General features: G+C 62.3%; 15 protein-coding genes. 5 read left to right on the top strand and 10 right to left on the bottom strand.

The genetic code is table 11. The annotated features are described in order from the left end of the window. Positions 1-24: 24 nt before the first annotated feature. Complete coding sequence (locus BW979_RS12330) at positions 25-1167, bottom strand: MFS transporter (RefSeq protein WP_047229278.1); 1143 nt, start codon at positions 1165-1167, stop codon at positions 25-27. A 95-nt stretch (positions 1168-1262) separates the two neighbouring features. On the opposite strand from BW979_RS12330, the gene BW979_RS12325 reads away from it, so the two are divergent. Next, entirely contained in the window at positions 1263-2027 is a 765-nt protein-coding gene (locus tag BW979_RS12325) for an AraC family transcriptional regulator (protein ID WP_047229279.1), read from the top strand. A gap of 12 nt (positions 2028-2039) precedes the next feature. Here the strand turns inward: BW979_RS12325 and BW979_RS12320 are convergent, their stop codons facing one another. The 9 genes from BW979_RS12320 to BW979_RS27415 form a co-directional block, all read right to left on the bottom strand. Next, a complete protein-coding gene (locus tag BW979_RS12320) occupies positions 2040-2480 on the bottom strand; it encodes a carboxymuconolactone decarboxylase family protein (RefSeq protein WP_047229280.1) in 441 nt (146 codons plus the stop codon). A 129-nt stretch (positions 2481-2609) separates the two neighbouring features. After that, on the bottom strand, positions 2610-4034 hold the full coding sequence (locus tag BW979_RS12315; protein WP_076383900.1) for a mechanosensitive ion channel family protein: 1425 nt from the start codon (positions 4032-4034) through the stop codon (positions 2610-2612). Positions 4035-4214: 180 nt separating this feature from the next. Then, entirely contained in the window at positions 4215-5081 is an 867-nt protein-coding gene (locus BW979_RS12310) for a pirin family protein (protein ID WP_047229282.1), read from the bottom strand. A 180-nt stretch (positions 5082-5261) separates the two neighbouring features. Further along, positions 5262-5876 (bottom strand): response regulator transcription factor, encoded by a 615-nt coding sequence (locus tag BW979_RS12305; protein WP_047229283.1) that lies wholly within the window; start codon positions 5874-5876, stop codon positions 5262-5264. Between the two features lie 115 nt (positions 5877-5991). Further along, on the bottom strand, positions 5992-6426 hold the full coding sequence (locus tag BW979_RS12300) for a chemotaxis protein CheY (protein WP_047229284.1): 435 nt from the start codon (positions 6424-6426) through the stop codon (positions 5992-5994). A gap of 128 nt (positions 6427-6554) precedes the next feature. Beyond that, positions 6555-9839 carry a transporter substrate-binding domain-containing protein gene (locus BW979_RS12295; RefSeq protein WP_076386588.1) on the bottom strand — a complete coding sequence of 1095 codons (3285 nt, stop codon included), beginning with the start codon at positions 9837-9839 and terminating at the stop codon, positions 6555-6557. A gap of 197 nt (positions 9840-10036) precedes the next feature. Then, a complete protein-coding gene (locus BW979_RS12290; protein ID WP_076383899.1) occupies positions 10037-11371 on the bottom strand; it encodes a lysine N(6)-hydroxylase/L-ornithine N(5)-oxygenase family protein in 1335 nt (444 codons plus the stop codon). A gap of 145 nt (positions 11372-11516) precedes the next feature. Continuing rightward, positions 11517-11999, bottom strand: coding sequence for a sigma-70 family RNA polymerase sigma factor (locus BW979_RS12285; protein ID WP_076383898.1), 483 nt, complete (start codon positions 11997-11999; stop codon positions 11517-11519). Positions 12000-12026: 27 nt separating this feature from the next. Continuing rightward, positions 12027-12344, bottom strand: coding sequence for a hypothetical protein (locus BW979_RS27415; protein WP_155417191.1), 318 nt, complete (start codon positions 12342-12344; stop codon positions 12027-12029). Between the two features lie 122 nt (positions 12345-12466). Between BW979_RS27415 and BW979_RS12280 the strand changes: the two genes are divergently transcribed. The 4 genes from BW979_RS12280 to BW979_RS27290 all read left to right on the top strand — a co-directional run bounded on the left by BW979_RS12280 (position 12467) and on the right by BW979_RS27290 (position 17396). Next, on the top strand, positions 12467-13618 hold the full coding sequence (locus BW979_RS12280; RefSeq protein WP_076383897.1) for an efflux RND transporter periplasmic adaptor subunit: 1152 nt from the start codon (positions 12467-12469) through the stop codon (positions 13616-13618). Then, positions 13619-15589, top strand: coding sequence for a MacB family efflux pump subunit (locus BW979_RS12275; protein WP_076383896.1), 1971 nt, complete (start codon positions 13619-13621; stop codon positions 15587-15589). A gap of 10 nt (positions 15590-15599) precedes the next feature. After that, the gene (locus BW979_RS12270) at positions 15600-16994 is read left to right on the top strand and encodes an efflux transporter outer membrane subunit (RefSeq protein ID WP_076383895.1); all 1395 of its coding nucleotides are present in this window, start codon (positions 15600-15602) and stop codon (positions 16992-16994) included. Positions 16995-17090: 96 nt separating this feature from the next. Continuing rightward, positions 17091-17396, top strand: coding sequence for a DUF6124 family protein (locus BW979_RS27290; RefSeq protein WP_172833820.1), 306 nt, complete (start codon positions 17091-17093; stop codon positions 17394-17396). Positions 17397-17547: the final 151 nt, after the last annotated feature.

Here is a 17547-nt window from a genome sequence, read left to right as displayed (position 1 = left end):
ACATTGATGTTGACTGATACACCGTCATCGCGAGCAGGCTCGCTCCCACATCAGGTGAACCGTCAGGCACACCGCCAGTGAGCCGCACAGAATCAGGGTCCAGCCCAGCGCCTGGAACCAGGCTGCTAGCATCAACGCGCCTCCTATCAGCAAGTAATAGAACAGGCCAAACAGCGCGCCAGCGGTGCCCAGGCAATCACCGTAGCGTACCAATGCCGCACCGAGCACGTTGGGTATCGCCATGCCAAACGCCAGGACAATCAACAGCATCGCCACAACAAAACCAGCGCTGTCGAGCAGGCCCTGAACGCTTATCCCCCCCATCAGCAGCACGATCGCCGCAACAGCCGATAACTGAGAGCCGTCGAAACCCCGTGCAAGCAGACGCTTGTTCAGCCACGCCCCCAGACCCGAACCCAACGCCAGAATCGCCCCGCTGTAGCCGAACAGCTCAGGGCTCAACCCGAGCCGTTCGAACTGGAACGGAGCGAGGTTGTAGTAGCTGAACAGGGCGACGTTGAATGCCGCCACCAAAAACGACGAGCGCCAGATGTCCGGGTCCTTCAGCATGCGCCACAGAGTCGTCAACAAGGGTTGCGGCGGGACACTGCCCTCAAGCGTCTCGGGCAAGGATCGCGCGCTCCACCACAGTAGAATCAGCGACAGCATCAACAGGCCACCGAGTGTGCCTTGATAGCCAAAGAAGCGAACCAGGCTGGCACCGCTGAACAAACCGATCGCCGGGCTGGCCGCGAGGGGAATGCCAATCATCGAAAAAACCTTGCCCAGTTCCGCGCCCTGGTAGCGATCACGCAGAATCGTCTGGGTGACCACCGAACCGACCGCCGCACCAAACGCAGCCAGAGCCTGGACGGCCAGTAATGCGTCGAAGGTGTCGACGTTCAGGCCCAGCACCGTCCCTAGCGCATACAACGCCAACCCACCCAGCATGGCGGGCCTTCGGCCGATGCGGTCACAGACGCCCCCCCACACCACCACACCCAAGGCGAATCCCAGGAAAAATACGGACAACATCTGCGCCGCCATTTCGGCGCTGACGGCAAAGGTCAGGCTGATGTCTGCCAATGCAGGGCTATAGAGGGTCTGGGCAATTTGCGGAAACATCACCAAGGCAATCGCCAGGCCGAGGAACGGACGAGAAGTCATGGGCACGCTCGTTAGAAAAACGACGAGCAGTCTACGAAGCCAGGACTGTCGTATTATCCAAAGCCTGACAACTGATCCTTGAAATCGGACAACTTATGGCTTGGCTCGGCGCTCACGCCCGGTTCGACCCCGACTGTCATAGCGCGCCGGTCATCGGCATTGCAGCGACGCTGGGGCACCACGATTCTGGCCTACACCAGCATCAACGCGGGCAACTGCTATTTACGCGACAGGGCTGCGCGCGCATCACACTGGCGCAACAGCTGTGCCTGCTGCCCCCGTCGCGAGCTGCCTGGATTCCACCGCTGACGCCCCATCGGGCGGTGATGCAGCAGAGCGTGGATTACCGATCGATCTACCTGACGGCGACGCTGTGCGCGGACCTGCCTTCACGCGTTTGCGTCATTGAGGTCTCGCCGCTGCTGCACGCTGTACTCGAGCCGATCACCGACGCGGCGTTCGACAGCGACTGGACCCAAGGTCGCAACCTGCACTTGCTGGGGTTGTGCCTGAACGAAATCCGTGAGGCGGCAGAACAGCCGATGCTGCTACCGCTGCCTCAGGACAAACGCCTCGCGCCTTTGCTCACAACCCTGGACCACCTGCCACCAACATTGGCGGTGCTGGAGCAAAAGATCGGTGCCAGCGGCCGAACCATCGGACGGATCTTTCAACGGGAAACCGGCATGGGTTATCAACAGTGGCGCCAGCAATGGCGCCTGATGCGCGCCATTGAACTGCTCGCCACTGGTCGCAGCCTGAGCTACAGCGCCTTTGAACTGGGCTTTGCCAGTGACAGCGCTTTCATCGCCTTTTTCAAGCACATGACCGGTCGTACACCGAGGACCTATCTGGATTGATTGCCGGTGGACTCACGCCTCAGGCATCTTGCGAAAGCCCACCGCCAAGCGGTTCCAGCCATTGATGGCGTTGATTGCCACGGTCAGGTCGACCATTTCCTTGGGCGTGAAATGCTGGTTCAGCAGTTCGTAGTCGGCGTCTGGCGCATGGGTGTCGCTCAAGCGGGTCAGCGCTTCGGTCCAGGCCAGCGCGGCGCGTTCGCGAGGGGTGAAAAACGGGGCTTCGCGCCAGGCGGTCACGGCATACAGGCGACGCTCCGTCTCGCCGTCCTTGCGGGCATCGGCGGTGTGCATGTCGATGCAGAAGGCGCAACCGTTGATTTGCGAGGAACGCAGCTTGACCAGTTCCAGCAGGGATTTTTCCAGGCCCAGTTTCGAAACAGCGGTTTCGAACGCCAGCATGGCTTTGAAAGCTTCAGGGGAGGCAGTGTAGAAATCGATACGCGGTTGCATGGTGAACTCCAGAACAATTGGGTGTGGCGCTACGTTAGCCTCGCGGTGGCGCGGTACAAATAGCCAATTATTGGGAAGTTCGGGGGGCCAATGCACGCCCTTGATACTTGCTCAGGCCCGACTACGCAATCATTGCAGGAAGCGCTTCTTGGCCACCGGTTTGGGGACGTCGCGGGTCAGGTTCTGGGCCAGGTGCATGCGCACGTCCAGCAGGTTTTTCATCGCGTCGTTGATGTCGCGGCGAGCGTCCAGGCAGGGTTTGAGGTAGCTCTTCTCGATGCGATAAAGGGTGCAGAAGGTCTTGGCGGAAAAGTTCGCCAGCGCGGCCTGGTCGGAAACGATCCCGGCTTCGCCAATAACCTCTCCCGGCCCCATGCGTCCGGCCTCGAACGGCTGGCCGTTACGAAACAGGGTCACGCTGACCACCCCCGACTCGATGATGAACAAATGATCGCTGACCTCCCCGGCCGGCAGGATCATGTCGCCGGCGCGGAAGGTCTGCAGGGTCATGTTCTGGCTGAAGGTGTCTTTCTCATCCTGGCGCAAGGTGGAGAAAATGCTCGAGCTTTCCAGCAGCGCACGGGGCCGCGACACGCCATTGGTGGACGCGCTTTCGCTGGTGGACAACAGGCTTACGCCCGATGCCTGCAAATGCCGGAAAGCCAGGTCGAACAACTGATTGCGCACCTCGCGCTTCTGGCCCATGGACGCGACGAACCCGCTGATTTCATATTCCGCCCCGGTGCTGCCGGTGCTCTTGAGTGTCACGCAGGGAGCCGGGCTGGCAAGCAGGGAACGACAACCAATCATCGCCCGCTCCAGCGCATCGATCACGGTTTGTGGCCGTGCATGCGGGCTGACCGGGATGCTGATGGATAACCCGTGGACATCGCTGGGCCGGCTGAAGTTGACGATCTTGGCCTTGGCCGCCAAGGAGTTGGGAATCACCGCCATGCTGCCCTGGGCGGTCTGCAACCGCGTGGCGCGCCAGTCGATGTCGGTGACCCGGCCTTCGGTGCCATCGATGGAAATCCAGTCATCGACTTGATAGGGCTTGGTGGTGTTGAGCACGATCCCGGAGAACACGTCACTGAGGGTACTCTGCAAGGCCAGGCCGACGATGATCGCCATCGCCCCGGAGGTTGCCAGGACGCCCTTGACCGGCAAGTCCAGCACATACGCCAGGGCAGCGATGACGGCGATCAGGAAGATCACCGCGCCGATCAGATCCTGCAAGAGCCGCCCGGTATGACCCACCCGTTGCATCATCACCGCGCCGATCATCACCGTCAGGGTCCGCGCAGCGAACAGCCACCAGGCAATTTGTAAACCGGTGGCCGCCAAGTGGCGTGGCACGTCGTCAACCCACTGCGCCGGTTGCAGGGGGTTGAGGCCTTCGTTGAACAGCAGCGCGCTGAACAACGAAAAAATCAGCAGCCGCCCGCCGATCTTCCAATAAGTCCGATCAGCGCTGACCAGCCGCCACAGCAGAATGTCGAGCACCAACAGCACCAAGGCACTCAGCAGTGGGTGATCGGAGATCAGAGACAGCATCGCGACAGCTCCAGGAAGGTCATGGGGCGAAGATTGGCACAAATTGAACGCGGCGTAGAGAGCACCGCAGAAACTCATGTGGGAGCGAGCCTGCTCGCGATTGCGGCGTATCCGTCAATGATGCATCGACTGTCAGACCGCTATCGCGAGCAGGCTCGCTCCCACAGGACTTGTCTCTGGTCAGTCGTCCATCGCGCCAAAACGACCGGAGTGGAAATCGTTGAAGGCCTGGTGAATTTCCTGCTCGCTGTTCATCACGAACGGGCCATGACCGACGATGGGTTCGTCGATGGGCTCGCCGCTGAGCAGCAACACCACCGCGTCGTGATTGGCGTGCAGGTGCAACTGCTCGCCGGCCCGGTCGAACAACGCCAGCTGCCCGGCTTCGACCCGCTCGCGACCGTTGACCTGAACCGTGCCACGCAGCACCACCAGTGCGGTGTTGTGGCCCTCGTGTACGTCGAGGGTCAGGTTTTTCCCGGCATTCAAGCGCATGTCCCAGACATCGATGGGCGTAAACGTCTTCGCCGGGCCCTGATGCCCCTCGAAGCGGCCGGCAATCAAGCGCAGGCTGCCAGCGTTGTCCTTCAGGTCGATGCTCGGAATGTCGCTCTTGAGGATTGTCTGGTAGCCGGCCGGGGCCATTTTGTCCTTGGCGGGCAGGTTGACCCACAGCTGAACCATCTCCATGAACCCGCCTTGCCGGGCGAAGTCCTCGGAGTGGAACTCTTCATGAATGATCCCGGAAGCGGCCGTCATCCATTGCACGTCGCCAGGGCCGATCTTGCCGCCGCTGCCAGTGGAATCCCGGTGTTCCAGTTCGCCCTGGTAGACGATGGTCACGGTTTCGAAACCGCGATGAGGGTGCTGGCCAACACCGCGACGCTCGGCGGTGGGTTCGAATTGCGTGGGAGCGGCGTGGTCCAGCAGCAGGAACGGGCTGATGTGCTTGCCCAGGTTGTCGTAGGAAAACAGCGTGCGAACCGGGAAGCCGTCACCGACCCAATGGGCTCGGGGGCTGGTGTAGACGCCGATGATGTTTTTCATGCGGTGGCTCCAATCGTGTTGCGAATCAGACGTTGCGATTCGATGGACACAGATTAAAACCACGAACGCAGCCGCACTAGACTGCAAAAATCAGTCTTAGCGTTCTATAGAGAGAACGATCGACCCCCAACTTCACTGATATGCCATCGCACGGGGCTGCAATGAGCCCGCACACAGGGATCACAAATGATTGCGCTTGGCGAAATCCGACAGACCCACCAGCGTCTTGAGTCCGAGTTTTTCCAGCAGACGGGTCTTGTAGGTGCTGACGGTTTTCGGACTCAGGAACAAGGCCTCGGCGATGTCCTTGCCGCGCATTCCCATGGCCAGCATTCGCAGAATGGATAGCTCGCGGGTCGAGAGACTTTCCAGGGTCTGCTGTTCAGTGCGTTGTTGAAAATCCAGCCTGACTGGCATTTGAGGGAAATAGGAGTAGCCGGATTTCAGCGCATGAATGGCCTTGATCAGTTCTTTCAGGTCGCTTTTCTTGGTCACAAAGCCCCTGGCTCCGGCCGAGATGCAGCGGTTGCAGAAGTGCTGCGCGTCCTGGGAAGTGAATACCAGCACCCCGCACTCTGGGAACTGGGTCATGATCCAGACCAACAGATCCATGCCATCGAATCCGTTCATCACCAGGTCCAGAATCACCAGGTCTGGGGCCTTTTCCTTGATCAACGCCCTGGCGTCGGCGACACCGCTCGCGTCCCTGACTCCGGTAAACCCCTCGTTCTGGCAAATGAGCCGCAATGCCCCTCGTATGACAGGGTGGTCATCCACGATCAATACGTCTTTCAAGGCAACTCCCCACGTAAATGCAAACGGCGCCGATGCCATGACTGCTTCGGACTGTTGCACAGGCGCCGGGCCATGCCACCTGTCAGGTCTGACAGTGCCGACCAACGGTGCAGCTTCACCCTGCGTGACCTTGCCTGAGAGGGCGAAGCCAGGGTCGCGTCAACTCGCTGGCCTGGGGATCAATCCGCTCCATCAGACTTGCCAGTGACGCAAGGTCAGGCAACTGGGCCGGGCTCAAGTGCATGCCCGGCCGCCGCGCGACCGCCGCCGAGGACAGGCCGACCTGTGGTGTGTTGTAAATCATCGCGTGACGAAGCTGGGGGTTATCGAGAATGAAATCGTGCAGGTTCAGCGCGCCGTTGGCCAAGCCGGCATTGACCACGACCAGGTCGAACGGCTCGCTGCCGTATTCCACCAGCGTCAACAGCTCCTGCAGGCCACTCACGGGGGCGATCCGAAAATAACCCTGTTGATTGAACAGGTGCTCAAGCCTCATTCGATGAGCATGTTGCGTGTCGGCAATCATGATACGTAATGCTTTGTTCGGCATGACAGGCATCCCAATCGTTAAGGGGCGTCAGGCTAGAGGAAGCTTTTGAGAGGCGCTGTAGGACGAATCCCAAAAAAGGGAGGAAAAAGGTACTTCGCATGTAGCTTCGGGATGACTACGCGGCTCGCTTATCCATGAGAAGACCCGCGGGGACCACTTCGCGCCCCAGCGGGAGCAAGCTCCCCCGCCACATAGGCCTCCAGTCGTTCAGTCAGGTGCTCCATGGCTTGGCGCACGTCATCCACCGCGGCGGCGAGCAACGACCGGTCGCCGCCACGGCAGGCACTTTCCAGGGCTTCGCAGGCGGCAATCAGGCGCTGGGCCCTGATCATCAGCGCGCCACCCTTGACCCGGTGCGCCAGATCCGCCAGCCCTGGCAGGTCTTGTCGGGCGAGCAGACGCATCAATTGCGCCAGGTCTTCGGCATTGCTGTTGACCATTTCCACTAGCAGTTTTTTGATTGAGCCCGTGTCACCTGCGCTCAATAGTTCAAGGCTGCTCAAGTCGATGTCGCCGGTGGTCGGCGCAGGCACCCGCTCATCGGGCACTGCAGCGCAATCCTGCGTGACCGAAGCCAGGCAGCTGTTCAGTTCCTTGAGGCTGATGGGTTTGAACAGGCAATCGTCCATGCCGGCCTCGACACAGCGGGCCTTTTCCTCGGGCTGGGCATTGGCCGTGAAACCCAGGATCACCCCCGGCGACAAACCCTCGGTCCGCTCCGCCTCGCGAATGGCCCGGGCCAGTTCGTAGCCGCTCATCAACGGCATGTTGCAGTCGGTAATGACGACATCGAATCGTTCAGCACGCCAGGCGCGCAACCCCTGGACACCATCGTCGGCTTCGCGGACGCGATGGCCCAGATAGCTCAGTTGCTGGGACAGCAGCAAACGGTTGGCCGGGTAGTCGTCCACCACCAGAATGTTCAGCGCCCGCACCGGTGCCAGCGCCTCGACTTGCGCCGACGGCGCTTGAGCCAAGGCATCGAGCGCCGGCAGGCTCAGCAGAACTTCAATCTGCGTGCCCTCCCCCGGCACGCTGCTCAACGTCAGGGTGCCGCCCATCATTTCGCAGAGCGTGCGGCTGATCACCAGCCCCAACCCGGAGCCGCTGCGGGCCGACTGGGTGTTGTTGCTGGCCTGGGTAAAAGGGCTGAACAAGCGGCGCTGATCCTCGGCCGAAATACCACAGCCGGTGTCTTCGACGCGCAGGCGGATCGGCAGGCACTGCGCGTCATCGCCCGGTGCGGCTCGCACACTCAAGCGCACCTGCCCCTGGTCGGTGAACTTGATGGCGTTGCTCAGCAGGTTCGACACGATCTGCTTGAAACGCAACGGATCAACCAATACGTCGCGGTTGATCGCGGCGTCGAGTTCAAGCTGTAAGTGCAGTTGTTTCTGCCAGGCCAGGCCTTCAAAGATCCGTGCCACCGACTCGATCAGTTCCCGCAGGTTGGCCCGCTGCGGGGTCAGCGACAACCTGCCGGACTCGATGCGGGCGATGTCGAGGATGTCACCGATCAAGTCGAGCATGCCGCGAGCGGCGCCCGACGCGACTTCGATGGCGAACCGGTCCATGACACCCTGGTCAGCTTTTTTCAGGGCCAGCTCCAGCATGCCGATCACCGCGTTCATGGGGGTGCGGATTTCATGGCTCATGGTCGCCAGGAAAGTGGTCTTGGCCCGGTTGGCATCATCGGCGCTTTGCTTGGCCACGCGCAGCTGTTCCAGCAGACGCCGCAGGTAAACGACCCACCCCAATGCCAGCAGCAACAGCAGCGCGGCGATGGCGAACCCCTGGACGATAGTGGTGCGGTTGCGCAACCAGTAGTTGTCGTCGATCACCACTTCACTGCGCCAACGATTGGTCAGCTCGTCCATTTCTTCGGGAGAAATGCTCAGCAGCGCCTTGTCCAGGATCGAATGCAGCTCCGGCGCATCACGATGAGTCGCCAGGGCCACGCTCTCCGGAAACGTTCCCACGGTGCTGGTGATTTGCAGTTTGCCGCGGTACTGGCGGGAAATCATATAGCGGGCACTGATCAGCGAATTGACCGCGCCGTCCACTGTGCCGGCGGCGACCATGGACATCGCATCCGCCGCGTTTTCAGCCGGCACCAGGTGCACCCGGGGAAACTGTTCCAGCAGATACTCACGCAGCACATTGCCCCGGATCAGCGCCAGGCGTTTGCCCTCCATCTGGTCCAACGTCAACGGGACCTTGCCCCTCAAGGGTGCCACCAGCACGAACGGATTGCTCAGGTAGGGCCGGGTAAAACGCAACGCCCCCTCAAGCTCGGTGCTCGGTGGAGCGGCGGCCAGTACGTCGGCCCGACCGCTTCTGACGCGCCCGATCACATCATGAAGCGAGTTACCCCGCTGGATATCGAACTTCAGGCCGGTGCGCAGGCTGATCCGGGCCAGCACATCGGCGCTGATACCGCGCAAATGGCCTTGTTCATCGATAAATGTGAGTGGCGGGAAGTTCTGGTTGACGGCCACTGTGATCCGCGGATGTGCATTCAGCCAACGCTGTTCCTTGACGCTGAAATGCAGGGGTTGCTGACCGGGTATGCTCGCACCGCCAGCGCTCCAGCGCCGCAGGATGCTCATGCGTTCACTGGCGGGGATAGCTTGTAGCGCGGCATTGATAATGCGCAGCAGGCGTGCGTTCTCGCGGCTGACCGCAAAGGCGAACGGCTGTACTTCCATGCGTGAGAAATCAGCCAGTTGGACGTTGTTCAGGTAGTTCTTGCTGATCAGGTAATTGGAGCTGATCGAATCCCCCAGGTAAACGTCGGCCTGCCCAAACGCCACAGCGCCGATAGCGCTCAAGGTCGAGGGGTATAACTGCAAGGCCGCATCCGGATAAAACGCCTTGACTGTCTCGGTGGGCAAATAGTGATACAGCATCGCCACGCGCATGCCCGCCAGGTCCGTGGGCAAGTCCTGGCTATCCGCGACGCGGGCCACCAGGGTGGGCAGGTCATCGGCATAGGCCTGGGACATCGCCAACGCCGGGTCGCTGGCTTCGAAGCCGTTGGCCGTGCCGAGCATGTCGATCTCACCGCTGCGCAGCGCCTGGAGCGATGCCTCCCGTGACGCGTAACGCTGCACCCGCACATCGACGTGCAACATCTGCCCCAGCAACTGGGCATAGTCAGCAGTGAGGCCTTCATAGTCGCGGCCATTGCTGGTGATACCGAACGGTGCGTAATCCGGCGCCGAGGCCCCCAACAGCAACGTTCCCTTGCCGCGTAGCCAGTTCCAGTCGGCCTCCCCCAGGGATACCGAATAGTCGCTCACACTGGAGCGCCCGAGCACTTGCAGCGACTCAGGTGCCGCGCCAACCTGCGGCGTCACACTTGATAAGCCCAGCAACAGCGCCACCAGGCCTGTGCGTAAGAACAGCGTCATTTGGCTCAGGTTGTTTCGTTTGGCGTAGTCGGCCCGGAACACCCCCGACTTCACGTCAAGTCAGGGAGACCGGCTGATGGGTTCAGACTGCCAAAGCGAGGGAACAGCGAACCGTCAACGCGCCTGCCTGAAAGACAGGACACGTGAGGTGAGTGTAGGAAGTTTCTGAAGAATTTCCTGGCGAGACTGCCGATTGCTTACGCCGTGGCCAGCTTCAGGTCGCGCACCGAACGGCTCTGTCCGCGATGTTTGCTGTGCTCGTACAGCGAACCGGCGATCTCATCGGCGCGCACCGGCAGGATCGACAACAAGGTATCGCTCAGGCCGTGGCTGGCCTGGCAGAAGCCCTGCATGTAGATCGCCGCTTTGCAGCGCTCGTCGGTGATCAATTTGTAGTTGCGATCTACCTCGAAATTCCCCAGGTATTGCTCAAGTGGCGCCAGCAATGTGCGGTGCATCTGCCGTTCGTAACCGGTGGCCAGCACCACCGCGTCATAACGGCGCACGCTCAACTCGCCGGTGGCGTTGTTGCGCACCGCCAGCTCCACGCCGGCATCGGTGGCCGTGGCTTTCTCCACCGTGGTGAGGGTACGGAAGGCATGACGGGCGATGCCCGAGACTTTCTGGCGATAGAAAATCCCGTAGATGCGTTCGATCAGGTCGATGTCCACCACCGAATAGTTGGTGTTGTGGTACTCGTTGACCAGCCGTTCGCGTTCGCTGTGGGGCTGCTGGAACACCAGATCGGTGAATTCCGGGGAGAACACCTCGTTGACGAACGGGCTGTCATCGGCAGGCTTGAGGGCCGAGCCGCGCAGGATCATGTCGACCTGCACCGAAGGAAAACTGTCGTTGAGGTCGATGAAGGCTTCCGCCGCGCTCTGCCCGCCGCCGATGATGGCGATGGTCATGGGCTGGCCGTTCACGCACGGCTGAGTCGCCATGCGCTCCAGGTACTGGGAATGGTGGAACACCCGAGCATCCTCCTTGAAGGCGGTGAACGCGTCGGGGATACGCGGCGTACCGCCAGCACTGACCACCACCGAGCGGGCGCTGCGCACGAGCTCTTCGCCCTGGCTGTCGCGGGAAATCACCCGCAAGGCGTCGACCTGCTGGTTGTGCAACACCGGCTCGATGCGCAGCACTTCTTCGCCGTAGCGGCTCTGCCCGGTGAACTGCCCGGCCACCCAGCGCAGGTAGTCGTTGTACTCCATGCGGCACGGGTAGAACGTGCCAAGGTTGATGAAGTCCACCAGGCGGCCGTGATGCTTGAGGTAATTGACGAACGAATAGGGGCTGGTGGGGTTGCGCAGGGTTACCAGATCCTTGAGGAAAGAAATCTGCAACTCGCTCTGGGTCACCAGGGTATTGCCATGCCAGCGGTAGTCGGCCTGTTTGTCGAGGAACAGCACATCCAGTTCGCCCTGGACCGGGCCCCGCTCCTGCAGCGCGATGGCCAGCGCCAGGTTCGAGGGGCCGAAGCCGATACCGATCAAGTCGTGAACGTTGGGCGAAGCAATTGCCTGTGTCATGTCCAGTGTCCTCTGGAGGGCCCCTCAACAGGGCGCGAAAAGCCTGGGGTGACCCGACCGATCTTTGGCAAGCCGGCAAGTCGTCTGTTGAGAGGAACGAGGACAGTGAAAAAAAATTTACCGCGATGCGACCGGCGTGGACGGATTAATGCGCGTCCCACTGCCGCATACGAGTGCGGCAATGCTTCATGGCGTTGACGATGTGCTTTTCCACCAGCGCCCGGGAAATGCCCAGGCGTTCGGCGATTTGCGGGTGGGACAGGCCTTCGAGCTTGCGCAGCAGGAAACTCTCGCGGCACAGCGGTGGCAATTCGGCCAGGGCGCGCTGGAGCAGGTCCAGGCGCTGACCGTGGTCAAGGCTGGTATGGGGCGATGGCGTGAAGAAACGCTCTTCGCTGTCCAGCACGTCCAGGGATTCGACCTGGCGCAGGGTATTGCGCCGATGCCCGTCGATCACCAGGTTCAATGCGGTGCGGTACAGGAACGCGCGAGGTTGTTCGATGGGCGTGTCACTGGCGCGCTCAAGTACCCGCACATAGGCGTCATGCACCACATCCTCGGCCACCTGGCGGTTGCCTAGCCTGGCGTTCAGGAAACACACCAGCTCGCGATAGTAGTTTTCCAACATGACTCCCCTGCGCAATGGCTGCGACAGCTATCCCTGTGCCAGATCGGCGTGCCTGAAATCGGCAATGGCACGATAGTGGCAGATTTCATCGCGTAATTTATAGTAATTCTCATATAGATTTAAAGCTTTGGTTTGTATCAAGGCTGATTCGTTCATTTCTACTGGCACCGACACTGATGTTGTGGCGAGGGGATTTATCCCCGCTGGGCTGCACAGCAGCCCCTCATAGCCAACAACTCGGTGTGCCAGATGTTTTGAGTAGCAGGTTTTGGGGCTGCTGCGCAGCCCTGCGGGGATAAATCCCCTCGCCACAACATCACCTGTCTTGGTTGTTGCGTTGCCCATCCGCCATCCTGCTACCAAGTGTTTCACACAGTAAATTCCCGTCCGAAGCGCTCGTTTACCAAGACAGCCTCCCGTCCCTGCCCCTCATGGAACGGGCCCGACACCACCGGCCGGAACCCTGCATGAAACGTCCCCGCCCTACCCGACGCGCCTGGCTTTTAACCTTCGCCCTGCTTCCAGCCGTGGCCTTTGCCGCCTGGCAAGCGGTGGCCCCGAGCCGTGAATCGCTTATTACCGCCCCCGTCACCCGTGGCGATATCGAAAACAGCGTCACCGCCCTGGGCACCCTGCAACCGCGGCGTTACGTGGACGTCGGCGCCCAGGCGTCCGGGCAGATCCGCAAGATTCATGTAGAAGCCGGCGACGAAGTTCGCGAAGGCCAATTGCTGGTTGAGATCGATCCCTCCACACAAAAGGCCAAGCTGGACGCCGGACGCTTCTCCATTGAAAACCTCAAGGCCCAGCTCCAGGAACAACGAGCCCAGCACGATCTGGCCCAGCAGAAATTCCGCCGCCAGCAGCAACTCAAGGCCGGCGGCGCCACCCGCGAGGAAGACGTGCAGACCGCCCAGGCCGAAGTGCGGGCGACCCAGGCGCGCATCGACATGTTCCAGGCCCAGATCCGCCAGGCCCAGGCCAACCTGCGCAGTGACGAGGCCGAGCTGGGTTACACGCGCATTTTCGCGCCCATGAGCGGCACCGTGGTCGCCGTCGGTGCCCGGGAAGGCCAGACTCTTAACGCCCAGCAGCAAACCCCGTTGATTCTGCGCATCGCGCGCCTGTCGCCAATGACGGTCTGGGCCGAAGTCTCGGAAGCGGACATCGGCCACGTCAAACCGGGCATGACCGCCTACTTCACCACCCTGGCCGGCGGCGCCCGGCGCTGGAGCAGCACCGTGCGCCAGATCCTGCCGGTGCCGCCGCGCCCGCTGGAAGCGAGCCAGGGCGGCAGCCTCACGGGCGGGCGCAGTGGCAGCGAACGGGTGGTGCTCTATACCGTGTTGCTGGATGTGGATAACGCCGACCGCGCCCTGATGACGGAAATGACCGCCCAGGTGTTTTTTGTTGCCGCCCAGGCACGCGATGTCCTGACCGTGCCCAGCGCTGCGTTGCAGGCTAACGCCAGGCAAGTGCAGGTGGTGGCCGACAATGGCGATGTCCAGCCGCGCACTGTTCGCACCGGCGTCAGCGATCGGCTGCGTACCGAAATTCTCGACGGCCTGAGCGAAGGCGACCGGGTGCTGATCGGTCCGGCCGTCGGCAGCGGAGGCTGAATGGACGCGCCCCTGATCGAACTGCGGGACATTCGCAAGGTTTACGGCGGTGGCGACAGCCCTCGGGTGGAGGTACTGCGCGGCATCGACTTGTCCATTCACGCCGGGGAATTCCTGGCGATTGTCGGAGCGTCCGGCTCCGGCAAGTCCACCTTGATGAACATCCTCGGCTGCCTCGACCGCCCCACCAGCGGCGATTACCGGTTTGCCGGCGAAGACGTCGCCGGCCTGGGCAGTGACGAACTGGCCTGGCTGCGGCGCGAAGCCTTCGGCTTCGTGTTCCAGGGCTATCACCTGATCCCGTCCGGCACCGCCCAGGAAAACGTCGAGATGCCAGCCATCTACGCCGGTACTTCGGCCGCCGAACGCCACGCCCGGGCCAGCGCCCTGCTCGAACGCCTGGGTCTGGCCAGCCGCACCGGCAATCGCCCTCATCAACTGTCCGGCGGCCAGCAGCAACGGGTGTCGATTGCCCGGGCATTGATGAACGGCGGCCACATCATCCTCGCCGACGAACCCACCGGCGCCCTCGACAGCCAGAGCGGCATCGAGGTCATGGCGTTGCTCGACGAACTGGCGAGCCAGGGTCATGTGGTGATCCTGATCACCCACGACCGCGAGGTGGCGGCGCGGGCCAAGCGCATCATTGAGATTCGCGACGGACTGATCATCAGCGACAGCGCCGGCGCTTTGCCGCACCACGTGCAAGCCAATCCGAAGGCACTGCAAGCGGTGGACCTGCGCCAGCGCCTGAGCGCCGGCAGCGAACACAACGGCGCCTGGAAAGGCGAACTGCTCGACGCCGTGCAAGCGGCGTGGCGGGTGATGTGGATCAACCGCTTCCGCACCGCCCTGACGCTGCTGGGCATTGTCATCGGTGTGGCCTCGGTGGTGGTGATGCTGGCCGTGGGCGAAGGCAGCAAACGTCAGGTCATGGCCCAGATGGGCGCCTTCGGCTCCAACATCATCTACCTCAACGGCACCGCGCCCACCCCGCGCGCCGCCAAGGGCATCATCAGCGAACACGACCTGGCGGCCCTCGCCGCCCTGCCCGAGGTGCAGCGCATCATGCCGGTCAACGGCGCCGACGCCAGCGTGCGTTTCGGCAACCTCGACCACACCAGCTACGTCGGCGGCAACGATACGAACTTCCCGACCATCTTCAATTGGCCGGTGGCCCAGGGCAGCTACTTCACCGATGCCGATGAACGCAGCGCGGCGGCAGTGGCAGTGATCGGTCACAAGGTCCGGCACAAGCTGCTCAAGGAGGTCGACGACCCCATCGGTCGCTACATCCTGATTGAGAACGTGCCCTTTCAGGTGGTCGGCGTGCTGGCGGAAAAAGGTGCCAGCTCCGGGGATTCGGACGCCGACAACCGCATCGCCGTGCCCTACTCCGCCGCCAGCGTGCGCTTGTTTGGCAGCCGGCATCCCGAGTACGTGGTGATCGCCGCCCGGGACGCGGGCAAGGTCAGGGAGGCCGAACAGGCCATCTCCCGCGCCCTGTTGCGCCTGCATGACGGCAAGCAGGATTTCGAACTGACCAACAACGCCGCGATGATCCAGGCCGAGGCGCGCACCCAGGGCACACTGTCGCTGATGCTCGGGGCCATTGCCGCGATTTCGCTGCTAGTGGGTGGCATCGGCGTGATGAACATCATGCTCATGACCGTGCGCGAGCGAACCCGCGAGATCGGCATTCGCATGGCCACCGGCGCGCGCCAGCGGGACATCCTGCGCCAGTTCCTCACCGAAGCGGTGATGCTCTCGGTGGTCGGTGGGCTGGCCGGGATCGGCCTGGCCTTGCTGGTGGGCGGTGCGTTGCTGCTAGGCAAGATCGCCGTGGCCTTCGAATGGCTGGCGGTGTTCGGCGCTTTCGGCTGCGCCCTGGTCACCGGCGTTGTCTTCGGTTTCATGCCGGCCCGCAAGGCGGCCCGCCTCGACCCGGTCGCGGCCCTCACCAGTGAATGAACCTCACCTTATGAAAGCGCACCTGACCCTCCTGGCCGCAGGCCTGTTACTGGCGGCCTGCGGCACCCCCGCGCCGACGCCGGACAGCGGCATCCAGCCGCCACCGGCCTGGCAAAGTTTCGACACCGCCACCGCTCGAACCGATAACCAGCAATGGTGGACGCACTTTGGTAGTCCGCAATTGAACCGTTTGATCGAGCAGGCGCGCCGGGAAAGTTACGACCTCGCTGCCGCCATGGCCCGGGTGCGCCAGGCCGAGGCCAGCGCAGTGATCGCCGGCGCGCCGCTGCTGCCAGCGGTCACAGCCGGGCTCAACGGCACTCGTCAAGAGTTGTTGCGGGGCAAGGGTTACAGCCAACTGGACGTCAATCGGGACAACCGCACCATCGACTATTACGACGCCCACCTCAGCGCCAGCTATGAGCTGGACTTCTGGGGCGGCAAACGGGCGGCCCGGAACAGCGCGCTGAGCAGTCTGTCAGCCAGCCAGTTCGATCGGGCGACCGTGGAATTGACCCTGCTCAGCGGCGTCGCCAACAGCTACACCCAGGCGTTGTCCCTGCGCGAGCAACAGCGCATCGCCGAACAGAACCTGGACAACGCCCAACGTGTACTCGATCTGGTGCAGACCCGCTACGACGCCGGCAGTGCCACGGCCCTGGAGTTGTCCCAGCAAAAAAGCCTGGTGGCGGCGCAACAGCGCAGGTTGCCTCAAGTGCAGCAGCAGGCCCGGGAAGCCTTGATCAGCCTGGCGGCGCTGCTGGGGCAACCGGTGCAGTCGGTCACACTCGACGATGAAAATTTCGACCGATTGCACTGGCCCGCCATCGACGCCGGGGTGCCCAGCGACCTGCTCAGTCGCCGCCCCGACATCGCCGCCGCCGAAGCCCGCCTCGCCGCCGCCCAGGCCGACATCAGCGTAGCCCGCGCGGCGATGTTGCCGTCCGTGACCCTGGGCCTGAGCCTCGCCACCGGCGCCGACATTGCCGAGCAGTTGCTGCGCAACAACGTCTACAACCTCACCGCAGGTTTGGCCGCGCCGATCTTCAACAACGGCCGCCTCAAGGCCGAACGCGACCGAGCCACCGCGCGCCAGGAAGAACTGCTGGAGCTCTACCGCGCCGCCATCATCAACGGCTTCGCCGACGTCGAAAAAGCCCTGAACGGCATCCACGGGCTCGACCAGCAGCGACAATGGCAAAGCGAAGAACTGCACCAGGCCCAGAGCGCCTTCGACATCGCCCAGAGCCGTTATCAGGCCGGCGCCGAAGATTTGCTCACGGTGCTGGAAACCCAACGCACGCTGTACGCCGCCCAGGACATGAACGTGCAATTGCGATTGGCGCGGGTGCAGGCGAGCGTGGCGTTGTACAGGGCGCTGGGTGGGGGTTGGCGGGTGATGTGAGCGTCGAACACACGTTTCTATCGTTCCCACGCGCAGCAAAGGAATGCCTCTACTGACGCTCTGCGTTCTGCTCTTTGGGACGCGGAGCGTCCCTGGCTGCATTCCCACGCAGAGCGTAGGAACGATGAAGCCGCCGACCGCGCCCTCTCCTACTACCTCGACCCCAAACCTGAAAACCCCACTCCACCGCCGGGCCAGTTGTTCACCGTTGCGGAAGGCGCGGACCTGGAATGCCTGCTGGCCAACCTCAGCGAAACCCTTGCGTCAGTCAATGTCATGGCCAACGAACTGGCATTTGATTTGGACGGCGCGCGACGGAGTTTTGCCTTGGGGATCCAGCAGATGGTCGAGCTGAGTGAGCTGCTGGCGAACCGCGCCCTGGACATCGCAGTGCCGCGTTAAAGGCGCATGCCCTCTCAAGCCAATGATATTTGTGGCGAGGGGATTTATCCCCGCTGGGCTGCGAAGCAGCCCCAAACCAGCGCACTCAAAGCAACTGACTCACCGAGGTGCCGGCTAAAGGGGCTGCTTCGCACCCCAGCGGGGATAAATC

Origin of the sequence: Pseudomonas sp. A214 (assembly GCF_900156295.1) — a bacterium.
GTDB lineage: Bacteria > Pseudomonadota > Gammaproteobacteria > Pseudomonadales > Pseudomonadaceae > Aquipseudomonas > Aquipseudomonas rhizophila.
This window is presented reverse-complemented; position numbering and strand designations above follow the sequence as displayed.

Bases quoted from the DNA above. Each gene is read 5' to 3' on its own strand.
- BW979_RS12330 (WP_047229278.1), bottom strand. From the start codon at position 1,167: ATGACTTCTCGTCCGTTCCTCGGCCTGGCGATTGCCTTGGTGATGTTT.
- BW979_RS12320 (WP_047229280.1), bottom strand. From the start codon at position 2,480: ATGCAACCGCGTATCGATTTCTACACTGCCTCCCCTGAAGCTTTCAAA.
- BW979_RS12325 (WP_047229279.1), top strand. From the start codon at position 1,263: ATGGCTTGGCTCGGCGCTCACGCCCGGTTCGACCCCGACTGTCATAGC.
- BW979_RS12290 (WP_076383899.1), bottom strand. From the start codon at position 11,371: ATGACACAGGCAATTGCTTCGCCCAACGTTCACGACTTGATCGGTATC.
- BW979_RS12270 (WP_076383895.1), top strand. From the start codon at position 15,600: ATGAAAGCGCACCTGACCCTCCTGGCCGCAGGCCTGTTACTGGCGGCC.
- BW979_RS12295 (WP_076386588.1), bottom strand. From the start codon at position 9,839: ATGACGCTGTTCTTACGCACAGGCCTGGTGGCGCTGTTGCTGGGCTTA.
- BW979_RS27415 (WP_155417191.1), bottom strand. From the start codon at position 12,344: ATGGGCAACGCAACAACCAAGACAGGTGATGTTGTGGCGAGGGGATTT.
- BW979_RS12275 (WP_076383896.1), top strand. From the start codon at position 13,619: ATGGACGCGCCCCTGATCGAACTGCGGGACATTCGCAAGGTTTACGGC.
- BW979_RS12280 (WP_076383897.1), top strand. From the start codon at position 12,467: ATGAAACGTCCCCGCCCTACCCGACGCGCCTGGCTTTTAACCTTCGCC.
- BW979_RS12315 (WP_076383900.1), bottom strand. From the start codon at position 4,034: ATGCTGTCTCTGATCTCCGATCACCCACTGCTGAGTGCCTTGGTGCTG.
- BW979_RS12300 (WP_047229284.1), bottom strand. From the start codon at position 6,426: ATGCCGAACAAAGCATTACGTATCATGATTGCCGACACGCAACATGCT.
- BW979_RS12285 (WP_076383898.1), bottom strand. From the start codon at position 11,999: ATGTTGGAAAACTACTATCGCGAGCTGGTGTGTTTCCTGAACGCCAGG.
- BW979_RS12310 (WP_047229282.1), bottom strand. From the start codon at position 5,081: ATGAAAAACATCATCGGCGTCTACACCAGCCCCCGAGCCCATTGGGTC.